This is a genomic window from Pseudomonas bharatica CSV86, assembly GCF_000319305.2.
Taxonomy (GTDB): Bacteria; Pseudomonadota; Gammaproteobacteria; order Pseudomonadales; family Pseudomonadaceae; genus Aquipseudomonas; species Aquipseudomonas bharatica.
The window spans coordinates 1,308,892-1,333,329 of the sequence record NZ_AMWJ02000001.1 but is presented as its reverse complement, the minus strand read 5'-3'; the positions used below and the strand labels follow the sequence as shown (position 1 = coordinate 1,333,329).

At 63.2% G+C, this 24,438-nt stretch carries 18 protein-coding genes; 7 read left to right on the top strand and 11 right to left on the bottom strand.

Annotated features, from left to right (window positions below):
• Positions 1-40: 40 nt before the first annotated feature.
• Entirely contained in the window at positions 41-646 is a 606-nt protein-coding gene (locus CSV86_RS05920) for a MiaE family protein (RefSeq protein ID WP_009394537.1), read from the bottom strand.
• A gap of 154 nt (positions 647-800) precedes the next feature.
• On the opposite strand from CSV86_RS05920, the gene CSV86_RS05915 reads away from it, so the two are divergent.
• Positions 801-1,664, top strand: a complete 864-nt coding sequence (locus tag CSV86_RS05915) for a universal stress protein (RefSeq protein WP_009394529.1) — start codon at positions 801-803, stop codon at positions 1,662-1,664.
• 42 nt (positions 1,665-1,706) lie between these two features.
• Here the strand turns inward: CSV86_RS05915 and CSV86_RS05910 are convergent, their stop codons facing one another.
• The 4 genes from CSV86_RS05910 to CSV86_RS05895 form a co-directional block, all read right to left on the bottom strand.
• On the bottom strand, positions 1,707-4,514 hold the full coding sequence (locus CSV86_RS05910) for an RHS repeat-associated core domain-containing protein (protein ID WP_009394527.1): 2,808 nt from the start codon (positions 4,512-4,514) through the stop codon (positions 1,707-1,709).
• 39 nt (positions 4,515-4,553) lie between these two features.
• Entirely contained in the window at positions 4,554-5,945 is a 1,392-nt protein-coding gene (locus tag CSV86_RS05905; RefSeq protein ID WP_170394455.1) for an RHS repeat domain-containing protein, read from the bottom strand.
• A complete protein-coding gene (locus CSV86_RS05900; RefSeq protein ID WP_170394452.1) occupies positions 5,864-7,387 on the bottom strand; it encodes an RHS repeat domain-containing protein in 1,524 nt (507 codons plus the stop codon). The genes CSV86_RS05905 and CSV86_RS05900 overlap by 82 nt, the downstream gene beginning before the upstream one ends.
• 139 nt (positions 7,388-7,526) lie before the next feature.
• Positions 7,527-7,994, bottom strand: coding sequence for a DUF1289 domain-containing protein (locus CSV86_RS05895; RefSeq protein WP_009394521.1), 468 nt, complete (start codon positions 7,992-7,994; stop codon positions 7,527-7,529).
• 404 nt (positions 7,995-8,398) lie between these two features.
• Here CSV86_RS05895 and acnB point away from each other — a divergent pair, with 404 nt between their 5' ends.
• Positions 8,399-10,999 carry a bifunctional aconitate hydratase 2/2-methylisocitrate dehydratase gene (gene acnB / locus CSV86_RS05890; protein WP_009394520.1) on the top strand — a complete coding sequence of 867 codons (2,601 nt, stop codon included), beginning with the start codon at positions 8,399-8,401 and terminating at the stop codon, positions 10,997-10,999.
• A gap of 170 nt (positions 11,000-11,169) precedes the next feature.
• On the opposite strand, the gene prpF is transcribed toward acnB, so the two are convergent.
• The 5 genes from prpF to CSV86_RS05865 all read right to left on the bottom strand — a co-directional run bounded on the left by prpF (position 11,170) and on the right by CSV86_RS05865 (position 18,006).
• Entirely contained in the window at positions 11,170-12,360 is a 1,191-nt protein-coding gene (gene prpF, locus CSV86_RS05885; protein ID WP_009394519.1) for a 2-methylaconitate cis-trans isomerase PrpF, read from the bottom strand.
• 110 nt (positions 12,361-12,470) lie between these two features.
• Positions 12,471-15,056: a Fe/S-dependent 2-methylisocitrate dehydratase AcnD gene (acnD, locus tag CSV86_RS05880; protein ID WP_009394518.1), complete on the bottom strand. Its 2,586-nt coding sequence runs from the start codon at positions 15,054-15,056 to the stop codon at positions 12,471-12,473.
• 164 nt (positions 15,057-15,220) lie between these two features.
• Positions 15,221-16,348 carry a bifunctional 2-methylcitrate synthase/citrate synthase gene (gene prpC, locus CSV86_RS05875; protein WP_009394516.1) on the bottom strand — a complete coding sequence of 376 codons (1,128 nt, stop codon included), beginning with the start codon at positions 16,346-16,348 and terminating at the stop codon, positions 15,221-15,223.
• Positions 16,349-16,408: 60 nt separating this feature from the next.
• Complete coding sequence (prpB, locus tag CSV86_RS05870; protein ID WP_009394514.1) at positions 16,409-17,299, bottom strand: methylisocitrate lyase; 891 nt, start codon at positions 17,297-17,299, stop codon at positions 16,409-16,411.
• Positions 17,296-18,006 (bottom strand): GntR family transcriptional regulator, encoded by a 711-nt coding sequence (locus CSV86_RS05865; RefSeq protein ID WP_009394509.1) that lies wholly within the window; start codon positions 18,004-18,006, stop codon positions 17,296-17,298. The genes prpB and CSV86_RS05865 overlap by 4 nt, the downstream gene beginning before the upstream one ends.
• Positions 18,007-18,297: 291 nt before the next feature.
• Between CSV86_RS05865 and rloA the strand changes: the two genes are divergently transcribed.
• From rloA to pabB, 4 genes are all read left to right on the top strand, one after another.
• Positions 18,298-18,834 (top strand): retropepsin-like aspartic peptidase RloA, encoded by a 537-nt coding sequence (rloA, locus tag CSV86_RS05860; RefSeq protein WP_009394507.1) that lies wholly within the window; start codon positions 18,298-18,300, stop codon positions 18,832-18,834.
• A 5-nt stretch (positions 18,835-18,839) separates the two neighbouring features.
• The gene (gene rloB, locus CSV86_RS05855; protein ID WP_009394504.1) at positions 18,840-20,372 is read left to right on the top strand and encodes an osmotic stress tolerance membrane protein RloB; all 1,533 of its coding nucleotides are present in this window, start codon (positions 18,840-18,842) and stop codon (positions 20,370-20,372) included.
• On the top strand, positions 20,372-21,355 hold the full coding sequence (locus tag CSV86_RS05850) for an alpha-L-glutamate ligase-like protein (RefSeq protein WP_009394503.1): 984 nt from the start codon (positions 20,372-20,374) through the stop codon (positions 21,353-21,355). The genes rloB and CSV86_RS05850 overlap by 1 nt, the downstream gene beginning before the upstream one ends.
• Before the next feature lie 99 nt (positions 21,356-21,454).
• The gene (pabB, locus tag CSV86_RS05845) at positions 21,455-22,801 is read left to right on the top strand and encodes an aminodeoxychorismate synthase component I (RefSeq protein WP_009394502.1); all 1,347 of its coding nucleotides are present in this window, start codon (positions 21,455-21,457) and stop codon (positions 22,799-22,801) included.
• 124 nt (positions 22,802-22,925) lie between these two features.
• Here the strand turns inward: pabB and thrH are convergent, their stop codons facing one another.
• Positions 22,926-23,543, bottom strand: coding sequence for a bifunctional phosphoserine phosphatase/homoserine phosphotransferase ThrH (thrH, locus tag CSV86_RS05840; protein ID WP_009394500.1), 618 nt, complete (start codon positions 23,541-23,543; stop codon positions 22,926-22,928).
• A 136-nt stretch (positions 23,544-23,679) separates the two neighbouring features.
• Here thrH and CSV86_RS05835 point away from each other — a divergent pair, with 136 nt between their 5' ends.
• Entirely contained in the window at positions 23,680-24,414 is a 735-nt protein-coding gene (locus tag CSV86_RS05835; RefSeq protein WP_009394498.1) for a phosphoadenylyl-sulfate reductase, read from the top strand.
• The last annotated feature ends 24 nt before the right edge of the window (positions 24,415-24,438 follow it).

The window sequence follows — 24,438 nt, the reverse complement described above, 5'->3', positions numbered from 1 at the left end:
GCTGGCAAGCCAGCTCCCACAGGGGCCGCGTCAGTTCAAATCAAGCCGGCACACCGCTATGGAAACGGAATTCCTCGTCCGGCGAGAGAATCAGCTCCATTTCCACCTCGCGCACCTTGTCTACGGTGCGCTGGATATCCTCGGCATCGCCATAGCGCAGCGCCAGTTTCAGATACCCTTGATAGTGCCGCGCCTCGCTCTTGAGCAACCCGTGGTAGAACTTGCCCAATTCCTCGTCCAAATGCGGCACCAGTGCGGCGAAGCGCTCGCAGCTGCGCGCCTCGATAAAGGCGCCGATCACCAGCGTGTCCACCAGCTTGGCCGGCTCGTGGGCCCGGGCCACACGGCGCAACCCCGAGGCGTAGCGGCCGGCGGAGACCGGGCGCAGGGGAACCCCGCGACGCTTCATCAGGCGCAGCACCTGCTCGTGATGGACCAGTTCCTCGCGGGCCAGCCGCGACATCATGTTGATCAGGTCGATATGCGCGTTGTACTTGGCGATCAGGCTGAGGGCAGTGCTGGCGGCCTTGAACTCGCAGTTCTTGTGGTCGATCAGCATGGTTTCCTGGTCGGCCAGCGCCGCTTGCACCCAGGCGTCAGGGGTGCGGCAACCGAGGAAGGCTTCGATTTCGGGGATGGGTTCCATGATTCACAGGCGGCAGGTAGACGGCAGGGCCGGCGATTATACCGGCACTGCCAGCGATCACCAGTGATCCGCGGTTGATATGCATCAAGCTGCGCTGCGGCAAACGCCGACTATAGTCAGGCATTGGTTGTCACTTCCCTGGGAGTTCCCGCTCATGCAAGCCGTCCGCAGCATCCTGGTAGTCCTCGATCCCGAGCACGCCCATAGCCGCGCCCTGACCCGGGCCAAACTCATCGCCACGGCCACCGGCGCCCGCCTGCACCTGCTGATGTGCGACCGCAAGCACGACCACAGCGCCCTGCTCAGCCTGCTGTGCAGCCAATTGCATGACGACGGCTATGACAACGTCACCTTCGAGCAGGCCTGGCACGACACCCTGCACGAATCGATCATCGATGTGCAGCAGGCCGAGGGCTGCGAACTGGTGATCAAGGAACATCGCCCCGACAACCCGCTGAAGAAGGCCCTGCTCACCCCGTCGGACTGGAAACTGCTGCGCCTGTGCCCGGCGGCGGTGCTGATGGTCAAGACCGAGCGGCCATGGACCGGCGGGGTGATCCTGGCAGCCGTGGATGTCGGCAACCACGACCAGGACCACCGCGTCCTGCACGGCGACATCATCGACCACGGCTACGCCATCGCCGGGCTGGCCAAGGGCGAACTGCACGTGATCGCCGCCCATCCGTCGCCGATGCTGTCGGCGGCCGACCCGGTGTACCAGTTGAAGGAAACCATCGAGCAGCGCTATCGCGAGGAATGCGCGGCGTTCCAGGCCGAGTTCGATATCGCCGACGAGCGCCTGCATGTGGCCGAAGGGCCGGCGGATGTGCTGATCCCCCATACCGCGCACAAGCTGGATGCCGTGGTGACGGTGATCGGCACCGTGGCACGCACCGGGATCACCGGGGCGCTGATCGGCAATACCGCGGAAGTGGTGCTGGATTCACTGGAGAGCGATGTGCTGGTGCTGAAGACGGCCGAGGTGGCGGCGCATTTGAACGAGCTGGCGCAGGGCTGACGCATGCATTGCGGACCGGACAAGCGTCCGGCCCGCGTTTTCTCATCGCCGGGCTGCGATCGCACTCGCGGCGTAGGCGATGCTGTCGGCGTTCCTCGAAGCAATCCGGGCGCGCAGTTGCGGGTTGGCACTGAATCTGCTGACACCCTCGGACAAGGTCATCATCTTCATACTGCCGTTTGCGTTGTAGAACATAGTGGTATCGATGAAACCGATCATGGAGATTCCTTCAAATACGGCCAGGTCTTCAAGCATTTGCCTGCCGTCGCTGACGTCATGCTCCGTCATCCTGCCCTCATTGACGACAGCATTCGAGTAATCGCGGGGATCAAGCACGGGCATATAGAAATGGTCGACCGTACCGGCTCCCGTTACTCCCAGGCTCGGTATCCATTTCAGATGGGAAAGCTCATGGATGATGCTAATGGCACGATCCGAACCCGACCGACAGGAACTGAAGAAGAAATCATCCAGAAATATCCGCCCCTCCAGATCGCCGTTCAAAACCCCTGCGACACTCGTTGGATTGTTCGAGAACATCCTATGAAATTTCCCATAACCTGCGGCAGGCGACCGATAAAGCGGAGCAAGTCGTGCGGTTTCTTCCCAGGTCCTAAGCACTTCAGGCGTTTCCAGCCTGTATCCCGGCCCGAACCAGAGCTGCATTTCATCGGCGGGCAATGGCTCTGGCCGGATAGCCTTGGCCATTACTTCATCCGCCTCCACCACTGCATCGATGACCTGATGCCGCTCCAATGATGAAAACTGCGCCAGGCCATTAGCCAGCACTGGCCAAGGCGCAGCCACCGACGCGGGTCCGGTTGCCTGTGGAACCTGCTTCATCAACCCCTGCGCATCGAAAAAGCTCACCGGATTGTTTCCCACCATCGCATACGAATTCAGCCCGTCCACCGTCCCCGCCGGGTCCGCGCTCAGCCAGCGACCGACCCAAGGCTGGTAATAGCGATAACCGAAATAGCACAGCCCACTGGCATCCCGTTCCTTGCCCGAGTAGCGCAGGGTCTTGTAGCCCGCTTCCACGGCATTGCGCGCCGCCCAGACAGATGTGCCACCGTACGGGTAGTACTCTTCCCGACTGATCAGCGCGCCGTGGCCGTCCAGTTCGAGCCCGCAACTGCCGGTAAGGGTGGTGTAGCTGTAGCGCAACTGGTCGTTGTCGATTCCTTCCGGCTTGCCGCTTTGCCAGTGCAGAAGGCGGGCCCGGGTACCCTCGGCGTCGGCCGGATGGATGACGTGCAGATCCTCGGTCAGCGTTTCGCCCCGGCCGGTGGTCCTGAGCTCCAGGCCGGGCAGATACAGCACCCGCCGGGCACTGTGTGGCGCACACTTGAGCACTCGCTGGCTGCTGGCATCGTAGCGATAGTGCTCCTGATCCGCACCGACGCTGCGCAGTTCTGCCCGCAGCGTCCAGCGCAGTGCCTGGCCCGGTTGCAGGCAGCGCTGGGCTCCGGCGGCGCTGAACAGCGCCTCTACCTCCTGCGGGTTGCCGGCAAGACTGGCCAACAGCGCACGGTTGCTGCGCTCGCTAACGGTGATCTCGACGCTATGGCTGCTGGCCGCAGCGGGCGACGCGTGCCTAATCTGCGAGAGGTTGCCGCCGCGATCGTATTGGTAGCTGCGGGTGTAGTGGGTATAGGTGCCCTCGTCCAGAAGGACAGGTGCAATCCACGGTCGTCCTCCCTCCCAGCGCACCGTAGCCATCTCCCGGCCACTGGCCTCGACCAGCCGGTATAGGCTGTCATAGCGATACAGGCTCTCCGGCAACACCCTCTGGTTGCGCCAGAAACGCGGACTCTCGGCCTCATCGGCGATACGCAGCAAATTGCCGACCGGGTCGTATTCGTAGTGCAGGTCCTGCAGCAACGCGGCGCCCAGCGGGTGTCCGGCGGGGCGCTCGATGCGCATGGCCAGCAAGCGCAGGGTCTGGGCTTCATAGCGGTAATCGACGCGCACGCCGTTGCCATGGGTTTCATGGAGCAGGTTGCCGACCGCGTCGTAGTCCAGGGCTTCGGCAACCGTGACTTGCTCACCGCCCTTCACCGCCAACCAACGACTGCGCACCTGGCCAGCCAAGTCATAGACGAGGCCCTGGGCATGACCCGCGGCATCGGTACGGACCAGCGGCGCGCCGAGCGCATCGACGCGGGCAAGGCTGGTGTAAGCGGGTTCACCCGGCAGCGTGGCGTCCTGCCAGTCGACTTCGCTGTCGACATTATCGGCATCCTCGAGCAGAAGGCGGCCGACCGAAAGTGGCACACCGGCAAGCGCCATGCTTTCGATCACCTGCACGCCCGCCGGATCGAAATGCCGTACGCACAGGCCGGCCAGATTCCGCGCCTGTTCAGTCGGGGTGGCCGTGGCGTAGACGAAACGCTCGACGATCCGCGCATCGGCAGCGACGGCCTGCTCGGTGATGGTCAGCGGGCGAGCGCGCAGGTCAGGCTCCTCGTAGCACCAGGTGCGGGTGACCGCTTCGGCGAAATCCTCGCTGTCGTCTTCGCATAGGCGAATATGGCTGGTCTGCCAGGCAGGCCGACGGGCGGCGTCGTTCAAGACCAGCGACAGCCCGGAATCGAGGCTGCGGGTACACAAAGCCTGCCCGGCCAAGTCAGTGTGCCAGGCGACATTCCATAGCCCCTGCGCATGCAGGCGCGGATCGGCACTGCACAGGGCGAATCCGCGGGGGTCGTGTCGATGTCGGGTCACCAGGCTGGCGATCTGCGGCTCATCGGGATGGCGCAGGTAGGCGATGTCGCGGACCTTGAGTCCACGGGCATCGAAGGCTTGCAGTGTCGGCGTGTGCCGGTGGGTGGCGGGGGCAGTGTTCATCGTCGATCATCCTCGGTCTGAAACCAGCGCTGATCCCTGTCATGAATGCCTCTCGCCTGGAGGCCTGGGCAAGCAGAGCGCGATGGCTGCCACTGCCCAGGCAAGGCTATCGGCGTTCCTTGCTGCTACCGTCGCGCGTAATTGCGAGTTAGTGTTGAAGGCATCGATGGCGTCAGCCACTTTCATTTCGTGCCTCGATAACGAATCCGTATAAGTCATGCTTTCTTCGCTGATGCTATGTATGAACCACTGGTTGAACCGGGCAATTTCCAGCATCAGATGGATCGGTCTCGCCACCCGGGAAAGGGTCAGATTTCCCTTTTCAACGATATGGATCGAATCGCTCACCGGATTCCGATGATCCAGATAGAAGAAATCGAGCGCAGAGGCCCCTGTGCCGGGGATTCCCGACACGCGCCCAAGGTGGGCCAGCTCATGAATAAGCGTCACCGATTGCCTCAGGCTAGTTACTGATGGATGAAAGAACCGATCGCTCAGCCGTATCAGACCCTCGGCATCATCGTGGTGAACCGAAGCCAATACATAGGGATCACCCTGCGGGACCCTCAGAAACTTTTGATATCCGCGAAACGGCGAGGAATATTCGGCAAATAATGTTGCCGTCCTTTTCCAACTGTTCAGGATAGCGGGGGCAATCGGCAGATAATCCGGCCCGAAGAAAGCGCTCATTGTCGACTCTGGAAGCGTCGCTTGGCGGAGGACAAAACCCAACATTGCGTGCGAAACCGGACAGGCTTTCCTGACCTGCGCCTGTTCATGCGGGTGGAGCATCCGTGGCCCCAGAGCCCCTGTGTCAACAGGCGCACCCTGCGGCGCCTGCATCATCAGCCCCTGCCCATCCCGATATCCCAGCGGGTTGTTGGCAACCATCCTGAACAGGTTCAAGCCGTCCACTACCCCGGCCGGGTCCACACTCAACCAGCGTCCACCCCACGGTTGGTAATACCGATAACCGTAGTAATACAACCCGGTCAGGTCCCGTTCCTTGCCGGAATAACGAATGACCTTGATGTCCGTTTCCGCTGCATGCGCCTTCCAGAGTGCCGTGCCGCCATAGGGGTAGTATTCCTCCTGGCTGACGATCCGCCCCTCTCCGTCCAGTTCCAGCAGACTGCTGCCGATGAGGTCGCCATAGCTGTAACGCAAGGCATCGTTGGCGATTTCCGCCGGTTTGCCGCTGGCCCAGTGCAGCAGCCTGACTTCCGTGCGCCCGGCCGGGACAGAGCGCACAACCTCCAGGCATTGCGTTTCCACCCCGGCCACCCAGACGCCGCGCAACTCCAGCCCAGGCAGGTACACCACCCGCTGCAGTCGGTCTCCCTGGACAGTCACCTTGAGGACACGCTGGCTGTCGGCGTCGTAGCGATAACCTTCATGATCCTCGCCATTGCCAATCCATGCCTTGCGCAATTCCCCCGGGCAGTCCAGGACAACGCTTGCCCGGGCTGCAGCAGACGTTGCTGCCCGCCCGGGGTGAACAGCGCCTCCACCTGCGCCGGATCACTGGCCAGGGCGTTGGGTACGCCCCGGCAACTGCGCTCGCTCAGGGTATGCTCAAGGGTGTAGTTATTGCCGGCAAGCGGCGAGCTGTGGCGGATGCAGAGCAGATTGCCGCCAGCGTCGTAACGGTAGCTTCGCGAATAGTTGGTGTAGGTGGCATCGTCGACCACTGGTACCGCCGGTTGCCGCGAGGCGTTGGCCATTTCACGTCCGCTGGCACCGACCAACTGGTAGAGGCTGTCGTAAGCACAGGTGGTTCTGGCTGCGACCCGCTGATTGCGCCAGTACCCATCCTGCTCGGCATGGTTGGTGACCTGCAGCAGGTTGCCTGCAGGGTCGTATTCCTGCTCCAGGTCCAGCAGCACGCCGGCACCGGCAGCGTGTCCGGTCGGCCGGGCCACGCGGATCCGCGACAGACGCTGCGTTTGCTCTTCATATCCGTAGCTCACCTGCACGCCATTGCCGTGCACTTCCTGTAATATCTGGCCGGCCGCGGAATGGACCTGGGAGTCCAGGACAATCCGTTCGCCAGCATCCCTGCCAGTCAACCAGCACCTCTTCACCAGGCCCGAGACATCGTAGGCGGTACGCTGGCTATTGCCGGCGGCATCGGTGGTGGTGAGCACGGAGCCCATGGCATCCAGGGTGATCAGGGTGCTGAACCTGTCCGATTCGACTTCCAGACGCCCATGCCACTCATCATCCTGCCAATCGGGAAGGGTGTCCGGATCAGCGGCTGCGTCCAACAGCCGTCGGCCAACAAGCAGCGGCACGCCGGACAGCCCCACGCTTGCCACGGTGGACAGTCCGGCCGGGTCGTAATGGCGAACACACTGCCCGGCAAGGTTCAGAGCCTTGTTCGCCGGGATAGGGGCGGCATAGACGAAGCGCTCGACCACCTGTGGGGGCTCGTCCGTGCCCTGCTCGCTGATCGCCAACGGACGTCCCGGCAAGCTGGTGTCCTCATACTGCCAAGCACGGGTCACGACTTGGGCATGCTCGTCGTCGCCGTTATCGGTGATGCGGACATTGCTCCAGCCCAGGCATTGCCGGCCGGCTGAATCATTCAGACAGATAGCGCTGCCGGCATCGGCACTGCGGGTGTACAGCGCCCGCCCGGACAGATCGGCGGCATAGGTGAAATTGGCCCGACCGACCTCGTATAGCCGCGGGTCGGCGCTGTACGCAAGGAATCCACCTAGGCCATAACGATGCCGCGTGATCCGCGTCGTGGTTGCCTCGAGGTTATCCGGATGCCGATGGATGGCGATCTCGCGAACGATCAGCCCGCGACTATCGAAGGCCTTTAGTTTCGGGGTATGGCGGTGCAGCGCAGCAGCGGGGTTGCCCATCGGTGATGCCCATCGTTCAAGAGTGGATATGAAGCGTCAGTCGTGGACTGCACGCGACCAACCATTCCTGATACATGGTTAAGGTATAGAGCACCGGCTGACACCTCGGCCAATCCGGGATTCACAGGGCGACGAACTGTCAACCCAGGGCATCCTTGAGAAACCCCGGCGCGATATAACGCTGGTAATGGGCTTCGGACAGCAAAAAGAACTCGGTATCGATGGCATCGCGCAGTTCCGGCAGTTCCCAGTCGCGGAACTCCGGCAGCAGCACCAGGCCGTAGGCTTCCAGCTCGCGGATCACCCGCGCACCGCGGGCAATCAATTGGTAGGCCCAGCAGTATTCCGACTGATGGGCCACGTAGCGGATCTTGCGCTGCTCTAGTTGCTGGCGCAGGCGCTCGACGTCGAACACTTCCAGCTTGGCGGTCATCACCTGCACCAGCAGTTGCTCCAGGCGCAGCCAGACGGCGCGCTTTTCGTCGTCGTTGTAGCCGTTCCAGTGGATCACTTCATGGTGGAAACGCTTGCAGCCACGGCACACCGTATCCCCGTAAACCGTGGAGCAGAGGCCGACGCAAGGCGTCTTGATGGACTGATTGGACATGGGCGGATCGACAGCATGGCAGTGAAACAGGCGGCCATGTTAGCCCTTTGTCTAACGAGGGTCACTCGTTAAAGTCTTCGCCCTCGCCTTACCTTTATCCGCAAATTGCCGTAGAATCACACCGCCTTTTTAGGCACCAATGTCCGTTAGAAGCTGTTTTCAAAGCGTCACGAGCACAGTCATCCGGTAGAACGGCGTTGGTTCGGAAGATTCACCACTGAATGTTCCGGGCCAGCCCTCATCAGCCTTCCGTTCTACAGGCGTAAAACTTTGAAAGCAGCTTCTGTAAGGATTTCCTGCAACTCTGGCTACGCGGCTCAAAACGCCGTATTTGCGCATGAGTGCGGATTTTCTGGATGAGCGTCCCGGACACCCATTTGGGACCACTGATGAGGGTAATAACTGTGCTTGAAGCCTACCGCAAACATATCGAAGAGCGCGCAGCTCTGGGTATCGTTCCCCAGCCGCTTAACGCCGAACAAACCGCAGGCCTGGTCGAGCTGCTGAAAAACCCGCCGGCCGGCGAAGAAGCCTTCCTCGTAGACCTGATTACCCACCGCGTTCCGCCAGGAGTCGACGAAGCCGCCTACGTCAAGGCCGCTTTCCTCTCCGCCCTCGCCAAGAGCGAAGCCAAATCCCCCCTGATCGACCGCAAGCGTGCCACCGAGCTGCTGGGCACCATGCAGGGCGGCTACAACATCGCCACCCTGGTCGAGCTGCTGGACGACGCCGAACTGGGCGCCGTCGCCGCCGAACAGCTGAAAAACACCCTGCTGATGTTCGACGCCTTCCACGACGTGGCTGAAAAAGCCAAGTCGGGCAACGTCCACGCCAAGGCCGTCCTCGAGTCCTGGGCTGCCGGCGAGTGGTTCACCTCGCGTCCGGCCATCGCCGAGAAGTACACCCTGACCGTGTTCAAGGTGCCTGGCGAAACCAACACCGACGACCTGTCCCCTGCCCCGGACGCCTGGTCGCGCCCTGACATCCCGCTGCACGCCCTGGCCATGCTGAAGATGGCCCGCGACGGCATCGAGCCTTCGCAGCCAGGTTCGGTCGGCCCGCTGGCCCAGATCGAAGCGGTCAAGGCCAAGGGCTTCCCGGTTGCCTACGTCGGTGACGTGGTCGGTACCGGTTCTTCTCGTAAATCGGCAACCAACTCGGTGCTGTGGTTCTTCGGCGACGACATCCCGTACGTGCCGAACAAGCGCGCCGGTGGTTTCTGCTTCGGCACCAAGATCGCCCCGATCTTCTACAACACCATGGAAGACGCCGGCGCCCTGCCGATCGAATTCGACTGCACCAACCTGGCCATGGGCGACGTCATCGACGTCTATCCGTTCAAGGGCGAAGTCCGCCGCCACGGCAGCGACGAACTGGTCACCACCTTCGAGCTGAAGACCGAGGTCCTGCTGGACGAAGTCCGCGCTGGCGGCCGTATCCCGCTGATCGTCGGCCGCGGCCTGACCGAGAAGGCCCGTGCCGAACTGGGCCTGGGCGCTTCCGACCTGTTCAAGAAGCCCGAGCAACCTGCCGACACCGGCAAGGGCTACACCCTGGCACAGAAGATGGTCGGCCGGGCATGCGGCGTAGCCGGCGTGCGTCCGGGCACCTACTGCGAACCGAAGATGACCACCGTCGGTTCCCAGGACACCACTGGCCCGATGACCCGTGACGAACTGAAGGACCTGGCCTGCCTGGGCTTCTCCGCCGACCTGGTCATGCAGTCGTTCTGCCACACCGCGGCCTATCCGAAGCCGATCGACGTCACCACCCACCACACCCTGCCGGACTTCATCCGCACCCGCGGCGGCGTGTCCCTGCGTCCGGGCGACGGCATCATCCACAGTTGGCTGAACCGCATGCTGATGCCTGACACCGTCGGCACCGGTGGCGACTCGCACACCCGCTTCCCGATCGGCATCTCGTTCCCGGCCGGTTCCGGCCTGGTAGCCTTCGCCGCCGCCACCGGCGTAATGCCGCTGGACATGCCGGAGTCGATCCTGGTTCGCTTCAAGGGCAAGCTGCAACCTGGCATCACCCTGCGTGACCTGGTCCATGCCATTCCTTACTACGCGATCAAGCAAGGCCTGCTGACCGTCGAGAAGAAAGGCAAGAAGAACGCCTTCTCCGGCCGCATCCTGGAGATCGAAGGCCTGAACGACCTGACCGTCGAGCAAGCGTTCGAACTGTCCGATGCTTCAGCCGAGCGCTCCGCTGCAGGTTGCACCATCAAGCTGCCGGAAAAGGCCATCGCCGAGTACCTGCAGTCCAACATCACCCTGCTGCGCTGGATGATCGGCGAAGGCTACGGCGATGCCCGTACCCTGGAGCGCCGCGCCCAGGCGATGGAAGCCTGGCTGGCCAACCCTGAGCTGCTGTCCGCCGATGCCGACGCCGAATACGCCGAGATCATCGAAATCGACCTGGCCGACGTCAAGGAGCCTGTGCTCTGCGCGCCGAACGACCCGGACGACGCCCGTCTGCTCTCGACCGTACAGGGCGAGAAGATCGACGAAGTGTTCATCGGTTCGTGCATGACCAACATCGGTCACTTCCGCGCTGCCGGTAAGCTGCTGGAGAAGGTCAAGGGTGGCATTCCGACCCGTCTGTGGCTGGCCCCGCCAACCAAGATGGACGCTCACCAGCTGACCGAGGAAGGCTACTACGGCATCTACGGCAAGGCTGGCGCGCGCATGGAGATGCCGGGCTGCTCGCTGTGCATGGGTAACCAGGCTCGCGTACAGACCGGTTCGACCGTGGTTTCCACCTCGACCCGTAACTTCCCGAACCGCCTGGGCGACGCTACCAACGTGTACCTGGCTTCGGCCGAGCTGGCCGCGGTCGCTTCGATCCTCGGCAAGCTGCCGACCGTCGAGGAGTACATGGAGTACGCGAAGAACATCGACAGCATGGCTGCCGACGTTTACCGCTACCTGAGCTTCGACCAGATCGCCGAGTTCCGCGACGCGGCTGCGAACGCCAAGATCCCGGCTGTTCAGGTCTAAAGCAGGTCCCGCGTGAATGAAAAAGCCCCGTCAGTCTGACGGGGCTTTTTCGTTTCCGAGGGCCTCATCGCTGGCAAGCCAGCTCCCACAGGGATTGCATGCACCGCGGACCCTGTGGGAGCTGGCTTGCCAGCGATGAGGCCCTGAAGAGCACCACAACAACAAGTGCCTTAGAACGAATCCCCCGGCACCCTCACCCACCCTTCCATCAACACCCGCGCACTGCGGCTCATGATCGCCTTGGTCACGCTCCATTCGCCGTTCACCTGCTGCGCCTGGGCGCCAACCCGCAGGGTCCCGGACGGGTGTCCGAAACGAACGGCTTCGCGCTCGCCACCGCCGGCCGCCAGGTTTACCAGGGTTCCCGGAATCGCTGCCGCCGTGCCGATGGCCACCGCCGCCGTACCCATCATCGCGTGGTGCAGCTTGCCCATGGACAACGCCCGCACCAGCAGGTCGATCTCGCTGGCCAGCACCTGCTTGCCACTGGACGACAGGTAATCCGCCGGTGGCGCCACGAAGGCTACCTTCGGCGTGTGCTGGCGCCCTGCCGCTTCATCGATGTGCTTGATCAGCCCCATGCGTACTGCGCCATGGGCACGGATGGCCTCGAAACGAGCCAGCGCCGCAGCATCGCCGTTGATCGCGTCCTGCAGTTCGGTGCCGGTGTAGCCAATGGCCCGGGCGTTGACGAAGATGGTTGGAATGCCGGCATTGATCAGGGTCACTTCGAGGGTACCGACACCCGGCACTTCAAGCTGATCCACCAGGTTGCCGGTGGGGAACATGGAACCGCCCGCACCGTCCTCGTCAGCGGCCGGATCGAGGAATTCCAGCTGTACCTCGGCCGCCGGGAAGGTCACGCCATCCAGCTCGAAATCGCCGGTTTCCTGGACTTCGCCGTTGGTGATCGGCACATGGGCGATGATGGTCTTGCCGATATTGGCCTGCCAGATGCGCACGGTGGCAATGCCGTTGTCGGGAATGCGACTGGCGTCCACCAGGCCGCTACTGATGGCGAAGGAACCCACCGCGGCCGAGAGGTTGCCGCAGTTGCCGCTCCAGTCGACGAAGGCCTTGTCGATGGAGACCTGGCCGAACAGGTAATCCACATCGTGCCCAGGCTTGATGCTGCGGGACAGGATCACCGTCTTGCTGGTGCTGGAAGTGGCCCCGCCCATGCCGTCGATCTGCTTGCCGTAGGGATCGGGGCTGCCGATTACCCGCAACAGCAGGGCATCGCGGGCGGCGCCGGGGAGTTGTGCGGCTTCGGGCAGGTCCTCGAGATTGAAGAACACACCCTTGCTGGTACCGCCGCGGATGTAGGTGGCGGGGATCTTGATTTGTGGTATGTGCGGCATGAAAAGGTCCTGTCAGTTCAATTGGTGAAACCCCAATCGCTGGCAAGCCAGCTCCCACAGGGGTGGGAGCTGGCTTGCCAGCGATGAGGCCCTAACGGGCCTCGCCGATATCAGGCAGTGCCTTCCAGGAAGTCCTGGGCAAACCGCTGCAATACCCCGCCCGCCTCGTAGATCGATACCTCTTCCGCTGTGTCCAGGCGGCAGGTCACCGGCACCTCGAGGCGCTCACCATTACGGCGGGTGATGAGCAGCGTCAGGGTCGCCCGCGGCGTGCGCTGGCCAACCACGTCGTAAAGCTCGCTGCCATCCAGCTCGAGGGTCTTGCGGTTCACGCCCGGCTTGAACTCCAGCGGCAACACGCCCATGCCCACCAGGTTGGTGCGGTGAATACGCTCGAAGCCCTCGGCGACGATCGCTTCGACACCCGCCAGGCGCACGCCCTTGGCCGCCCAGTCCCGCGACGAACCCTGGCCGTAGTCGGCACCGGCGACAATGATCAACGGCTGCTTGCGCTCCATGTAGGTCTCGATGGCTTCCCACATGCGCGTGACCTTGCCTTCCGGCTCGATCCGCGCCAGCGAACCCTGCTTGACCTTGCCGTTTTCCTGGACCATCTCGTTGAACAGTTTCGGGTTGGCGAAGGTCGCGCGCTGGGCGGTCAGGTGGTCGCCGCGGTGGGTGGCGTAGGAGTTGAAGTCCTCTTCCGGCAGGCCCATTTTCGCCAAGTACTCACCGGCGGCACTGTCGAGCATGATTGCGTTGGACGGCGACAGGTGGTCGGTGGTGATGTTGTCCGGCAGCACCGCCAGCGCACGCATGCCCTTGAGGGTGCGCTCGCCGGCCAGGGCGCCTTCCCAGTAAGGCGGACGGCGGATATAGGTGCTCATCGGACGCCATTCGTACAGCGGCGCAACTTTCGGGCCCTTGTCTTCCTCGATGGCGAACATCGGGATATAGACCTGGCGGAATTGCTCCGGCTTCACCGACGCGCGCACCACGGCGTCGATTTCCTCGTCGCTCGGCCAGATGTCCTTGAGACGAATTTCCTTGCCATCGACCACGCCCAGCACATCCTTTTCGATATCGAAGCGGATGGTCCCGGCAATGGCATAGGCCACTACCAGCGGCGGTGAAGCGAGGAACGCCTGCTTGGCGTAGGGGTGGATGCGCCCGTCGAAGTTGCGGTTGCCGGACAGCACGGCAGTGGCATACAGGTCGCGGTCGATGATTTCCTGCTGGATCTGTGGATCCAGAGCGCCAGACATGCCGTTGCAGGTGGTACAGGCGAAAGCCACCACGCCAAAGCCCAGTTGCTCCAGCTCGTCGGTCAGGCCGGCCTCGTCGAGGTACAGGGCGACGGTTTTCGAGCCGGGCGCCAGCGACGACTTGACCCACGGCTTGCGCGCCAGGCCCAGCCTGTTGGCGTTGCGCGCCAGCAGGCCGGCGGCGATCACGTTGCGCGGGTTGCTGGTGTTGGTGCAACTGGTAATGGCGGCGATGATCACCGCACCGTCCGGCATCTGCCCGGGGACCTCTTCCCAGGCGCCGGCAATGCCCTTGGCCGCCAGGTCGCTGGTGGCCACCCGGGCATGCGGGTTGGACGGGCCGGCCATGTTGCGCACGACGCTGGACAGGTCGAAACGCAGCACGCGCTCGTACTCGGCATTGACCAGGCTGTCGGCCCACAGGCCTGCTTCTTTCGCGTAGGTTTCCACCAGCCTGACCTGCTGCTCGTCGCGACCGGTCAGGCGCAGGTAGTCGATGGTCTGCCCGTCGATGGCGAACATCGCGGCGGTGGCACCGTACTCCGGGGCCATGTTGGAGATGGTGGCGCGGTCGCCGAGGGTCAGGGCGCGAGCGCCTTCACCGTGGAATTCCAGGTAGGCGCCGACCACTTTTTCCTTGCGCAGGAATTCGGTCAGGGCCAGCACCACGTCGGTGGCGGTGATGCCCGGCTGCGGCTTGCCGGACAGCTCGACGCCGACGATTTCCGGCAGGCGCATCCAGGAGGCGCGGCCAAGCATGACGTTCTCGGCCTCCAGGCCACCAACACCGATGGCGATCACGCCCAGGGCATCGACATGCGGGGTGTGGCTGTCGGTGCCGACGCAGGTGTCGGGATAGGCCACGCCGCGCTCGGCATGGATCACCGGGGACATCTTCTCCAGGTTGATCTGGTGCATGATGCCGTTGCCCGGCTGGATCACATCGACGTTCTTGAAGGCTTTCTTGGTCCAGTTGATGAAGTGGAAACGGTCTTCGTTGCGACGGTCCTCGATGGCGCGGTTCTTCTCGAACGCCTGCGGGTCGTAGCCACCGCATTCCACGGCCAGGGAATGGTCGACGATCAACTGGACCGGCACCACCGGATTGACCTGGGCCGGGTCGCCGCCCTTGTCGGCGATGGCGTCGCGCAGGCCGGCGAGGTCGACCAGGGCGGTCTGGCCAAGGATGTCATGGCAGACCACGCGGGCCGGGAACCAGGGGAAATCGAGGTCGCGCTTGCGCTCGATCAGTTGGCCGAGGGACGCATTGAGGGTCGCCGGATCGCAGCGCCGCACCAGGTTCTCGGCCAGGACGCGGGAGGTATAGGGCAGGCGGTCGTAGGCGCCCGGAGCGATCGCATCGACCGCCGCGCGGGCATCGAAATAGTCCAGGCCGGTGCCTGGCAGGGACTTGCGGAATTCGGTGTTCATTTCAGGTCGGCTCGGTCACGGGTTCGGTTGTGTGTCGATCATTATTCTCAAGAGCCCCACTGCCCCCTGTGGGAGCTGGCTTGCCAGCGATAGGGCCAGGCCTGGCAACAACATCGCTGGCAAGCCAGCTCCCACAGGTTTCAGCAGTGGACTCAAAGTCTGCTTCAGCGCTGCTCGATCGGCACGTAGGCACGCTGCTCGACGCCGGTGTACTCGGCGCTCGGGCGGATGATGCGGTTGTTGGCGCGCTGTTCGAAGACGTGCGCAGCCCAGCCGGTCAGGCGCGAGCAGACGAAGATCGGGGTGAACAGCTTGGTCGGTATGCCCATGAAGTGGTACGCCGAGGCATGGTAGAAGTCGGCGTTGGGGAACAGCTTCTTCTGTTCCCACATGGTCTTGTCGATGGCTTCCGATACCGGGTACAGAACCTTGTCACCGACCTCGTCGGCCAGCTTCTTCGACCAGCCCTTGATCACCTCGTTGCGCGGATCGGACTCTTTGTAGATGGCATGGCCGAAGCCCATGATCTTGTCCTTGCGCTCGAGCATCCTGAGCAACTCGGCCACCGCCTCCTGCGGGCTCTGGAAGCGCTCGATCAACTCCATCGCCGCTTCGTTGGCACCGCCATGCAGCGGGCCGCGCAGCGAGCCGATGGCGGCAGTGACGCAGGAGTACAGGTCGGACAGGGTCGAGGCGCAGACCCGGGCGGTGAAGGTCGAAGCGTTGAACTCGTGCTCGGCGTAGAGGATCAGCGAGACGTTCATCACCTTGACGTGCAGATCGCTCGGCTTCTTGCCATGCAGCAGATACAGGAAGTGACCGCCAATGGTGTCTTCGTCGCTGGTGCAGTCGATGCGCACGCCGTGGTGGCTGAAGCGGTACCAGTAGCACATCACCGCCGGGAACAGGGCGAGCAGGCGGTCGGTCCTGTCACGCTGCTGGTCGAAGTTCAGCTCCGGCTCCAGGGTGCCAAGCACCGAGCAACCGGTACGCATGACGTCCATCGGATGGGCGTTGGCCGGGATGCGCTCGAGTACTTCCTTCAGGGCTTGCGGCAGGTCGCGCAGGGTTTTCAGGCGGGCCTGGTATTCGGCCAGTTGCGCCTTGTTCGGCAGCTCTCCGTAGAGCAGCAGGTAGGCGACTTCCTCGAACAGGGCGTTGGCCGCCAGGTCGCGAACGTCATAGCCGCGGTAGGTCAGCCCGGCGCCGGCCTGGCCTACCGTCGACAGGGCGGTCTGCCCGGCCACCTGGCCACGCAGGCCGGCTCCGCTGAGTACTTTTGCTTCGGCCATGGGATCTCTCCTTTCTTGAACTTGTTATGGAAGCTGTTGGCTGGTCGGAGGCCTTTGGGCTCAGGCCTTTTTCTGCGCGAACAGGGCGTCGAGGCTTTGCTCGAACGCGTGGTAGTTGATGGCGTCGTACAGCTCCATGCGGGTCTGCATGGTGTCGATCACGTTTTTCTGGGTACCGTCGCGGCGCAGGGCTGCGTAGACGTTCTCCGCGGCCTTGTTCATGGCGCGGAACGCCGACAGCGGGTACAGCGCCAGGGACACGTCGGCCGACGCCAGTTCCTCGGTGGTGTACAGCGGCGTGGCGCCGAACTCGGTGATGTTGGCCAGGATCGGCGCGCGCACGCGCTCGGCAAAGGTCTTGTACATCGACAGCTCGGTGATGGCTTCCGGGAAGATCATGTCGGCGCCGGCTTCGATGCACGCGGCGGCACGATCCAGGGCCGCTTCCAGGCCTTCCACGGCCAGGGCGTCGGTGCGCGCCATGATCACGAAGCTGTCATCGGTACGGGCATCGACGGCAGCCTTGATGCGGTCGACCATTTCCTGCTGGGAAACGATTTCCTTGTTGGGGCGATGACCGCAGCGCTTGGCGCCGACCTGGTCTTCGATATGAATGGCAGCAGCGCCGAACTTGATCATGGATTTCACGGTGCGGGCGACGTTGAAGGCCGAGGCACCGAAACCGGTGTCGACATCCACCAGCAGCGGCAGGTCGCAGACGTCGGTGATGCGGCGCACATCGGTGAGCACGTCGTCCAGGCCGGTGATGCCCAGGTCAGGCAGGCCGAGGGAGCCGGCGGCGACACCGCCGCCGGACAGGTAGATGGCCTTGAACCCGGCACGCTTGGCCAGCAGGGCGTGGTTGGCGTTGATGGTACCGACGACCTGCAGCGGGTGCTCGGCGGCTACCGCATCGCGAAAGCGCTGGCCGGGACTGCTTTTCAGACTCATGACTCACCTCGTGGGTTGGTGGCGTCCAGGTAGTGACGCTCGATATTGCGCTTGGATGCACCGATATGGCGGCGCATCAGGAGTTCCGCCAGTTCGCCGTCACGGTCGGCGATGGCATCGAGAATCCTGTGGTGTTCGGCGAAGGCCTGGCGCGGCCGGTTGGGCGTGGCCGAGAACTGGATGCGGTACATGCGCACCAGTTGATAGAGGTCGTCGCAGAGCATCTTGACCAGGGTCTTGTTGCCGCTGCCCTGGAGGATCCGGTAGTGGAAGTCGTAGTCGCCTTCCTGCTGGTAGTAGCCGAGGCCGGCCTGGAACGCGGCATCGCGCTCGTGGGTATCGAGCACCCGCCGCAGCTCGTCGATCTCGGCTACGCTCATACGCTCGGCGGCCAGGCGACAGGCCATGCCTTCGAGGGACTCGCGGATTTCGTAGAGTTCGATCAGTTCGGCATGGGACAACGACACCACCCGCGCGCCGACATGTGGCACCCGCACCAGCAGGCGCTGGCCCTCCAGGCGGTGGATCGCCTCGCGCAGCGGGCCGCGGCTGATGCCGTAGGTGCGTGCCAGTTCGGGCTCGGAGATCTTGCTGCCCGGGGCGATCTCGCCCTTGACGATGGCTGCCTGGATACGCCGGAAGACATTTTCCGACAGGGTTTCCGACTCTTCCGCAACGACACCGGGTGCGTGGGCTGTGTCCAGCATTATTGTCGACACCTCTTGTAATCAATGCGCCAAAACTAGCCAAATACCTCAATGCAGTCAAAGACAAATTCAATATTGTCGACAATCGTCTAAGAACGAACTTCACTTCGGTGAACGTTGTCTCATTGGCGCTGCTGGCGTGCCACCATCCGCGTGATAGAATGCCGCCGCCCTGTTTTTTGTGGCATGGATACTGTGTCTGTCATCTTTTTGTGCCAGACGAACGAGGAGCTAGCGCAAAATTTGCCAGTGGCCTTGACCCGAATACCCCACAGCATTGCGCCAGGATCTATGAGACTTTCGCCACTTCCACTGTTGCTCGGCCTTTGTTGCTTGCCGCTCACGGCCCAGGCGACCGGCAAGACCGTGTACGGCCTCAACGAATATGCCCGGCTTGGCGACCTTGACCTGGAAGTCGCCGCCAAGCTCGACACCGGCGCCAAGACCGCCTCCCTCAGTGCCCGCGACATCAAGCGCTTCAAGCGCAACGGTGAATCCTGGGTGCGCTTCTACCTGGCTATCGATGCGGCCCACAGCCACCCGATCGAACGTCCGCTGGCGCGGGTCAGCAAGATCAAGCGCCGCGCCGGCGACTATGATCCCGAGGAAGGCAAGGCCTACACCGCCCGCCCGGTGATCGCCCTGAACATTTGCATGGGCAGTGCCCTGCGCGAAATCGAAGTCAACCTGACCGACCGCAGCGCCTTCCAGTACCCGCTGCTGATCGGCTCCGAAGCCCTCAAGCACTTCGACGCGCTGGTTGACCCAAGCCTTAAATACGCGGCCGGCAAACCTGCCTGCGCCACCGACGCTCACATCGCAGAGTAATTCCGATGCGCTCTCTTACCCTTCATCTGAAAGTCCTGATCACCGTCCTGGTGCTGCTGGGCGTGCTGATCACGGCCTATCAGATCTTCTTCCTCGGCATCCCGGTGACCGAGGACGAGACCGACGACCTGTGGAACATCGACGCCAAGGTCGAGTTCGTCGCCAACCCGAAAGATCCGGTCAAGGTGCAGATGTACGTGCCGCCCCTGAGCCGCGACTACGTCAGCCTCAACGAGAGCTTCATCTCCAACAACTACGGGGTCAGCGTCAACCGTGTCGACGGCAACCGCAAGGTGACCTGGTCGGCCCGTCGCGCCAGCGGCAACCAGACCCTCTACTACCGCCTGGTGCTGACCAAGCGCTATAGCAGCGAGAAGCCCAAGATCAAGGGCCCGACCTTCCGCGACAGCCTGCCGGTCGAAGGACCGGAAAAGATCGCCGCCGAAGCCCTGATGGCGCCGATCCGCCAGCATTCCGCCGACGTCGAGACCTTCGTCAGCGAAACCATCAAGCGTGTCAACAATCTCAACGACGACAACGTCAAGCTGCTGCTGGCCGGCGATACCTCGGTGCAGAAGAAGGCCAAGGTCATCGACCTGCTGCTGTCCATCGCCCATGTGCCGCTCGAGCGCGTGCAGACCATCCGCCTGGTGGCCGACCAGCCGCAGACCCCGGAACTCTGGCTGCGCAGTTTCAACGGCAACGACTGGCTGTACTTCAACCCGGAGACCGGCGAGCAGGGCCTGCCCAGCGACCGCCTGCTGTGGTGGACCGGTGACGACAACCTGGTCACCGTCGATGGCGGCAAGAAGGTCAACGTCAGTTTCAGCCTGAACAACAGCGAGATGAATGCCATCCGCCTGGCCAAGCTGACCGACGAGAACACCGACGCCGACTTCCTCGAATACTCCCTCTATGGCCTGCCGCTGCAGACCCAGCAGACCTTCATGATCATGGTGATGATCCCGATAGGCGTGCTGGTGATCCTGATCCTGCGCAACCTGATCGGCCTGCAGACCCTCGGCACCTTTACCCCGGTACTGATCGCCCTGGCCTTCCGCGAAACCCAGCTGGGCTTCGGCATCGTCCTGTTCACGGTGATCACCGCGCTCGGCCTGTCGCTGCGCTCGTACCTGGAACACCTGAAGCTGCAGATGTTGCCGCGGCTGTCGGTCGTACTGACCTTCGTCGTTGTGCTGATCGCCACCATCAGCCTGTTCAGCCACAAGCTGGGCCTGGAGCGCGGGCTGTCGGTAGCGCTGTTCCCGATGGTGATCCTGACCATGACCATCGAACGCCTGTCGATCACCTGGGAGGAGCGCGGCGGTGGCCATGCTATGAAGGTCGCCATCGGCACCCTGTTCGCCGCGTCCCTGGCGCACCTGCTGATGAGCGTGCCGGAGCTGGTGTACTTCGTCTTCACCTTCCCGGCGGTGCTGCTGATCCTGGTGGGCTTCATGCTGGCAATGGGTCGCTACCGCGGCTATCGCCTGACGGAGCTGGTTCGCTTCAAGGCATTCGTAAAGGCTGACGCTTGATGTTCGGACTCTGGAAAACCTGGAAGGCCCTGGAAGCCCGGGGCATCATGGGGATCAACCGGCGCAACGCGGACTATGTCCTGAAGTACAACAAGCGCCATCTGTACCCTATCGTCGATGACAAGATCATCACCAAGGAACGGGCGATCCAGGCCGGCATCCATGTGCCGGAGATGTACGGGATCATCTCGACCGAAAAGGAGATCGAGAAACTCGACGAGATCATCGGCGGGCGCAGCGACTTCGTCATCAAGCCGGCCCAGGGCGCAGGCGGCGACGGCATCATGGTCATCGCCGACCGCTTCGAGGACCGCTTTCGCACGGTGTCGGGCAAGATCATCAGCCACGAGGAAATCGAGCACCAGATCTCCAGCATCCTCACCGGCCTCTACTCCCTTGGCGGGCACCGTGACCGCGCGCTGATCGAGTACCGGGTGACCCCTGACCAGATCTTCAAGAGCATCAGCTACGAAGGCGTGCCGGACATCCGCATCATCGTGCTGATGGGCTACCCGGTAATGGCCATGCTGCGCTTGCCGACCCGCCAGTCCGGTGGCAAGGCCAACCTGCACCAGGGCGCCATCGGCGTCGGCGTAGACCTGGCGACCGGCGTGACCCTCCGCGGCACCTGGCTGAACAACATCATCAGCAAGCACCCGGACACCACCAACGCGGTGGACGGCGTGCAACTGCCGAACTGGGACGGTTTCATGAAGCTCGCCGCCGGCTGCTACGAGCTGTGCGGCCTGGGCTACATCGGCGTGGACATGGTCCTGGACCAGGACAAGGGCCCGTTGATCCTCGAACTCAACGCCCGCCCCGGCCTGAACATCCAGATCGCCAACGACTGCGGCCTGACCCAGCGCACCCACGCCATCGAGGCACACCTCGAGGAACTGGCGAAGGACGGCAGGCAGGAAACCGCCGAAGAGCGCGTGCGCTTCGCCCAGCAGTTGTTCGGACACGTTCCGTCCCAGCAGTGAATGACGTCCGCCCCGGACACGGGGCGGTCGCTCAAACCCCTATGAGCTACGCGTTCGGGGTCTACAATGCCTGCCCCGCCTCGCCAACCGTTCAGACGAATGCCGACCTGCACCCTGTTTCCCCTGCCCTATCAAGCCGATCCGGCGGTTTTCTTCGCGCGGGTACGCCATGCGCCCGGCGCGGTGCTGCTGGACAGCGCCCGCCCCGGTGCCGAGCGCGGCCGCTTCGATCTGCTCAGCGCCTGGCCGCTGCGCAGCCTGGTGGCGGAGGATGGCGAAAGCGGCACGGCGTATCTGCAGCGGCTGCGTGACAGCCTTGCCGGATTGGGCGAAGCGCAACTGCCCGATGGCGTGGAACTGCCCTTTGCCGGCGGCCTGATCGGCTACCTGAGCTATGACTTCGGTCGGCGTCTTGAACAATTGCCTGAGCTGGCCCGGGATGACCTTGGCCTGCCCGATGCAACCCTCCGCCTCTATGCCTGGGCAGTGATCAGCGATCACCAACTGATGACCAGTCAGTTGCTCTTCCACCCCGCCCTGCCTGGCGACGAACGCCAGCGCCTGATCGATCTGTTCAGCCAGCCGGCCGAAGCGGACCCTGGCGCCGGTTTCCGCCTCGACGCCCCGATGCGCGGCGACCTCGAACCCGAGGACTATCGCCAGGCATTCGAACGGGTGCAGCAGTACATCCAGGCCGGGGACTGCTACCAGATCAACCTGACCCAGCGCTTCCGCGCGCCGTGCCAGGGTGATCCGTGGAGCGCTTACCAGGCGCTGCGGGCGGCCTGCCCGACACCGTTCTCCGGTTTCCAGGTACTGGACGACGGCAGCGCCCTGCTCAGCCTGTCGCCGGAGCGCTTTATCCGGGTCAGCCAGGGCCAGGTGGAAACCCGTCCGATCAAGGGCACCCGGCCGCGCAGCACCGATCCCGTGCAGGACCGCGCCAACGGCGAAGAACTGCTGGCCAGCAACAAGGATCGGGCCGAGAACCTGATGATCGTCGATCTGTTGCGCAACGACCTGGGGCGCACCTGCGAGATCGGCTCGGTGCGGGTACCGGAGCTGTTCAGCCTGGAGAGTTATCCCAACGTCCACCATATGGTCAGCAGCGTGACCGGGCGCCTGGCGCCGGGCAAGGATGCCCTGGACCTGATTGCCGGGAGTTTCCCTGGCGGGTCGATCACCGGAGCGCCGAAGATACGGGCGATGGAAATCATCGACGAGCTGGAGCCGAGCCGGCGGGCGCTGTACTGCGGATCGCTGCTGTACCTGGACGTACGCGGGGAAATGGACAGCTCCATCGCCATCCGCAGCCTGCTGGTCAAGGATGGCCAGGTGTGCTGCTGGGGCGGCGGCGCCGTGGTGGCGGACTCGGAGTGGCAGGCCGAGTACCAGGAGTCGATTACCAAGGTGCGGGTGCTTCTGGAAACGCTTCAGGGTCTTTGAGGGCCTCATCGCTGGCAAGCCAGCTCCCACAGGGACTGCGGCGGGCACACACTTCTCACATGCACCACATAACCCTGTGGGAGCTGGCTTGCCAGCGATGAGGCCCTCACAGCCCCTGCATTACTTACAGGCTCAGCACCCGGCTCGAAGCCTTGATGAATTCCTTCTTCAACGCCTCGAACTCATGCACCGCCGGGAACTGCGGGAACTCGCGGATCACATTCTCCGGCGCATGGAACAGGATCCCGGCATCGGCCTCACCGAGCATGGTGGTGTCGTTGTACGAATCGCCCGCAGCGATCACCCGGTAGTACAGGCTCTTGAACGCCAGCACCGACTGACGCTTGGGGTCCTTCTGACGCAGCTGATAACCCACCACCCGGTCGTTCTCGTCGGTGATCAGGCGATGGCAGAGCAAGGTCGGGAAGCCCAGTTGGCGCATCAGCGGCTGGGAGAACTCGTAGAAGGTGTCGGACAGGATCACCACCTGGAAGCGCTCGCGTAGCCAGTCGACGAAGTCGATGGCGCCATCCAGCGGCTTGAGCGTGGCGATGACTTCCTGGATATCGGCCAGCTTCAGGCCATGTTCGTCGAGGATGCGCAGGCGCTGTTTCATCAGTACGTCGTAGTCCGGAATGTCGCGGGTGGTGGCCCGCAGCGATTCGATTCCGGTTTTTTCCGCGAAGGCGATCCAGATTTCCGGAACCAGCACACCTTCCAGGTCGAGACAGGCAATTTCCACAGCTCACTCCTCGAACAACGCCAAAAATGGAAGGCGCACTCTACGACCCGCAATCCAGCCCGTCTACCCGGCATTTTTTGGTAACATCTGCCCCACTACGAGCGCCAAGCGCCATTCAATGACCGGAAGCCGCCTGATGAGCCAACCCTTCGACGTCGCCGCCCTGGCCGCGACCTACGCCAACAAATCCCCGCAGGACATCCTCAAGCTCGCCTTCGAGCATTTCGGCGACGACCTGTGGATTTCCTTCAGCGGCGCCGAAGACGTGGTGCTGGTGGACATGGCCTGGAAGCTGAACAAGCAGGTCAAGGTCTTCAGCCTCGACACCGGTCGCCTGCATCCGGAAACCTACCGCTTCATCGACCAGGTGCGCGAACACTACAAGCTGCCGATCGAGATCCTGTCGCCGGACCGCGACAAACTCGACCCCTTCGTCAAGGAAAAGGGCCTGTTCAGCTTCTACAAGGACGGCCACGGCGAATGCTGCGGGATCCGCAAGATCGAACCGCTGCGGCGCAAGCTGAGCACCGTCAGCGCGTGGGCCACCGGCCAGCGCCGCGACCAGAGCCCGGGCACGCGCAGCCAGGTGGCAGCGCTGGAAATCGACAGCGCGTTTTCCACCCCGGAGCGCACCCTGTACAAATTCAACCCGCTGGCACAGATGAGCAGCGAGGAAGTCTGGGGCTACATCCGCATGCTCGAGCTGCCCTACAACAGCCTGCACGAACGCGGCTTCATCAGCATCGGCTGCGAGCCATGCACCCGCCCGGTACTGCCGAACCAGCACGAGCGCGAAGGCCGCTGGTGGTGGGAAGAAGCGACCCAGAAGGAATGCGGGCTGCATGCCGGCAACCTGATCGCCAAAAGCTGATCGCCAAATGTGATCGACAGAAAC

Excerpts from the sequence above, each read along its gene's own strand:
- CSV86_RS05920 (WP_009394537.1), bottom strand. The coding sequence starts at position 646 with ATGGAACCCATCCCCGAAATCGAAGCCTTCCTCGGTTGCCGCACCCCT.
- CSV86_RS05915 (WP_009394529.1), top strand. The coding sequence starts at position 801 with ATGCAAGCCGTCCGCAGCATCCTGGTAGTCCTCGATCCCGAGCACGCC.
- CSV86_RS05910 (WP_009394527.1), bottom strand. The coding sequence starts at position 4,514 with ATGAACACTGCCCCCGCCACCCACCGGCACACGCCGACACTGCAAGCC.
- CSV86_RS05900 (WP_170394452.1), bottom strand. The coding sequence starts at position 7,387 with ATGGGCAACCCCGCTGCTGCGCTGCACCGCCATACCCCGAAACTAAAG.
- CSV86_RS05895 (WP_009394521.1), bottom strand. The coding sequence starts at position 7,994 with ATGTCCAATCAGTCCATCAAGACGCCTTGCGTCGGCCTCTGCTCCACG.
- prpF (WP_009394519.1), bottom strand. The coding sequence starts at position 12,360 with ATGCCGCACATACCACAAATCAAGATCCCCGCCACCTACATCCGCGGC.
- acnD (WP_009394518.1), bottom strand. The coding sequence starts at position 15,056 with ATGAACACCGAATTCCGCAAGTCCCTGCCAGGCACCGGCCTGGACTAT.
- prpC (WP_009394516.1), bottom strand. The coding sequence starts at position 16,348 with ATGGCCGAAGCAAAAGTACTCAGCGGAGCCGGCCTGCGTGGCCAGGTG.
- prpB (WP_009394514.1), bottom strand. The coding sequence starts at position 17,299 with ATGAGTCTGAAAAGCAGTCCCGGCCAGCGCTTTCGCGATGCGGTAGCC.
- CSV86_RS05865 (WP_009394509.1), bottom strand. The coding sequence starts at position 18,006 with ATGCTGGACACAGCCCACGCACCCGGTGTCGTTGCGGAAGAGTCGGAA.
- rloA (WP_009394507.1), top strand. The coding sequence starts at position 18,298 with ATGAGACTTTCGCCACTTCCACTGTTGCTCGGCCTTTGTTGCTTGCCG.
- rloB (WP_009394504.1), top strand. The coding sequence starts at position 18,840 with ATGCGCTCTCTTACCCTTCATCTGAAAGTCCTGATCACCGTCCTGGTG.
- CSV86_RS05850 (WP_009394503.1), top strand. The coding sequence starts at position 20,372 with ATGTTCGGACTCTGGAAAACCTGGAAGGCCCTGGAAGCCCGGGGCATC.
- pabB (WP_009394502.1), top strand. The coding sequence starts at position 21,455 with ATGCCGACCTGCACCCTGTTTCCCCTGCCCTATCAAGCCGATCCGGCG.
- CSV86_RS05835 (WP_009394498.1), top strand. The coding sequence starts at position 23,680 with ATGAGCCAACCCTTCGACGTCGCCGCCCTGGCCGCGACCTACGCCAAC.